Origin of the sequence: Clostridium sp. (genome assembly GCF_036639235.1) — a bacterium.
In the GTDB taxonomy this organism is placed as follows: domain Bacteria; phylum Bacillota; class Clostridia; order Clostridiales; family Caloramatoraceae; genus Clostridium_AB.
The window spans coordinates 1-2,753 of the sequence record NZ_JAVWJB010000078.1 but is presented as its reverse complement, the minus strand read 5'-3'; the positions used below and the strand labels follow the sequence as shown (position 1 = coordinate 2,753).

At 32.0% G+C, this 2,753-nt stretch carries 2 protein-coding genes; both read right to left on the bottom strand.

Features of this window, described 5'->3' with window-relative positions; all coding sequences use genetic code 11:
• Positions 1–47: 47 nt before the first annotated feature.
• On the bottom strand, positions 48–1,715 hold the full coding sequence (locus tag RR539_RS10370; RefSeq protein ID WP_332483820.1) for an ABC transporter permease: 1,668 nt from the start codon (positions 1,713–1,715) through the stop codon (positions 48–50).
• Positions 1,716–1,731: 16 nt separating this feature from the next.
• Positions 1,732–2,661, bottom strand: a complete 930-nt coding sequence (locus RR539_RS10365) for an ABC transporter ATP-binding protein (RefSeq protein ID WP_332474126.1) — start codon at positions 2,659–2,661, stop codon at positions 1,732–1,734.
• Positions 2,662–2,753: the final 92 nt, after the last annotated feature.

Genomic DNA, 2,753 nt, shown 5'->3' with positions numbered 1-2,753 from the left:
AACAAACAAAGGGGCAGAGTCAATCCATATCGACTCTGCCCTTATAATTAATTCTTTATATCTGTTTTAGTGAATGATATAAATGCTCCTATTATGAACACTACCGTTAACACTAGTAATTGAATCACTCCTGTTTGAGGATCTAGTACTACTGAGTATTGCTCCTTCATCATTATTGGGAAATACTCCATAATGTTAAACATTGAAAGGTTCATATATCCAATTACCCACTGTGCTAGGAATCCTGCCTTAAGTGTTCCTAGTATCATTGACATTGGTACTGATCCTAGGTATAGTATTGAACTTAGTCCAACTGCAACAGCTGTATTCTTAGCTATAGTTGATAACATAAATGCAAGTGATGTTACAAACAGCACACTTACACATGATGTAAGAATCTTAGGAATTAGGTATGCAAAATACCCAAGTTCTACAACATTACCCTCTACATACTTAAGTGAACTTATTGAGAATGCATCAAATCCATATGCTGCTCCAACAGCTGCTATATATACTGAAATACTAACAACAAGTATTCCAAATCCTATAATTAACACTGCTAAAAGCTTTGATAATAGGATTTTAAATCTAGATACTGGTCTAATAAGTAGTAGTCTAACAGTCCCCTTTGAGAACTCAGTAGATACTATACTTCCTGCTAGTATAATTGAAACTATACCTGCAATTATTACAAATATCTCAAATCCATTTGATACCATGCTTCTTGAGTCTACTGTATATTGTTCCATTGGTATATTGTTTTTAACACTATACCATCCAAGGTCTAGGTCTTTTTTTGCTCTATTTTGTTCATCTATGAAGTTTGTCTTATATTCATCATATGTTTTACCAAAATGGGAATATTGCTGTGGATTTTTAAGGAACTCTTCCTCTGTTACCATTTTCCCATTAAGTGTTCCAAGTGAAAATTCCATACTTTGAAGTGTTCTATGTCTATAATCCTTATCATCATAAGGAACCTTGTTATCTAATCTAAACTTATCTAGTTCTATATATTTATTCTCTGCTTGAATAGATTCCTTAAGTTCTAGTATTTTAACTGGAACTTCCTTATTCTTAGGGTTCTTCTTAAGAGTTTTTTCTAGCTCTTTTATTTGTTTATCAATTTCCTTAATATTGTCTTGTCTTGTTTTAATTTTATTACTTACATTCATTAGATAGTCGTTTTTAACTACCATTTCCTTTGTAAGCTTAGCTTGATCGCTTACTTTTTTGATTTCTTTATTTAGTTTTTCCTTTGATTGATAGAAATAATCCTCAATCTTTATAGGCTCTATCATATAAGCTGCTTCTTGAATGTCCTTTTTCTTATATTTGTTAACAACAGCCTTCATAGCCTCTTCTTCATATCTTAACTGTCTATATTTTTCTAGAGATTCATTTCTCCAGTCATAACTAATATTACCTTCTATTTTAGTACTAACTACATCCTTATCAATACCTCTAAAAATCAGTCCTAATTCCTTTTTAGCCCCAATTTCTTTGTCCATTCTTGATATTTCTGATTCTATATTTGAAAGTTCATTTTTATTGTTTTGGGTCCAAAAATTATATTCTCTAGACTCAAATGACTTAACTGCAAATGGCATAGCAATTGCAAGAATTAATATAAGTGCTAAAAATATCTTAGTACTAACCTTTTTAAATTGTTTTATAAGTTCGTTTGTTATTAAATTTAAAGTCTTCTTAAACATTATTTACCCTCCTTCACTATCTTATTTGGCCCTTAGACCCTGTTGTCACTTCCATAAATTCTTCTTCAAGTGACTTAGCTACAACTGATGGGTAAACCATAATTCCCTTATTAACAAGTAACTTGATAATTTCTCCTGATTCTTCCCTACTACAATTAACTACTAATCCCTCAGATGATGTATTAGTCACAATTGAAGTATTGAATAACTTAATTTCTTCTACTGATTTATTAACATTATCCACATTTAATATGAATCTTTGTACACTTTTCTTCTCATCTTCATGGATTTGTCCAAGTGTCTTAATATCTATAATTTTTCCTGCATCAATAATTCCGAATCTATCACACATTAACTCCATTTCGCTAAGTAGATGACTTGATACTAGAACCGCAAGTCCTTCTGTTTGTGCAAGTTCTCTTAATGTTTGACGAAGCTCCTTAATTCCCATAGGATCAAGTCCATTAGTTGGTTCATCAAGAATTAGTAGACTTGGCTTATGTAATAGTGCCTGTGCAACTCCTAGACGCTGCCTCATTCCTAATGAATATGTTCTAACCTTATCCTTAATTCTGTCACCAAGCTTTACAAGTGTAACAACCTCATCTATTCTCTCCTTAGAGATTCCTCCATGCATTCTAGCATAAAGCTTAAGATTGTCTAACCCTGAAAGGTATCCGTACATCTCTGGGTTCTCAATAATTCCCCCAACACCTTCAAGTGCCTTCTCAAACATAGTCTTTGTATTCTTACCATCAATGAAAATCTCCCCTTCATCAATGCTTATAAGTCCTGTAATCATCTTAATAGTAGTAGTCTTACCAGCTCCATTAGGTCCAAGGAATCCGAAGATTTCCCCTTCTTTAACTTCAAAGCTAACACTATCAACTATTTTTTTCTTGCCTATAATCTTACTTACATTATTCAGCTCAAGAATAGTTTTCATGTATTCACTCCCTTTTCATTATCTAACATTTATAATGTTACCCTAAATATCTTAAAAAATCCTTAGTGTAAATCTAAAGATTTTCTAAAGAA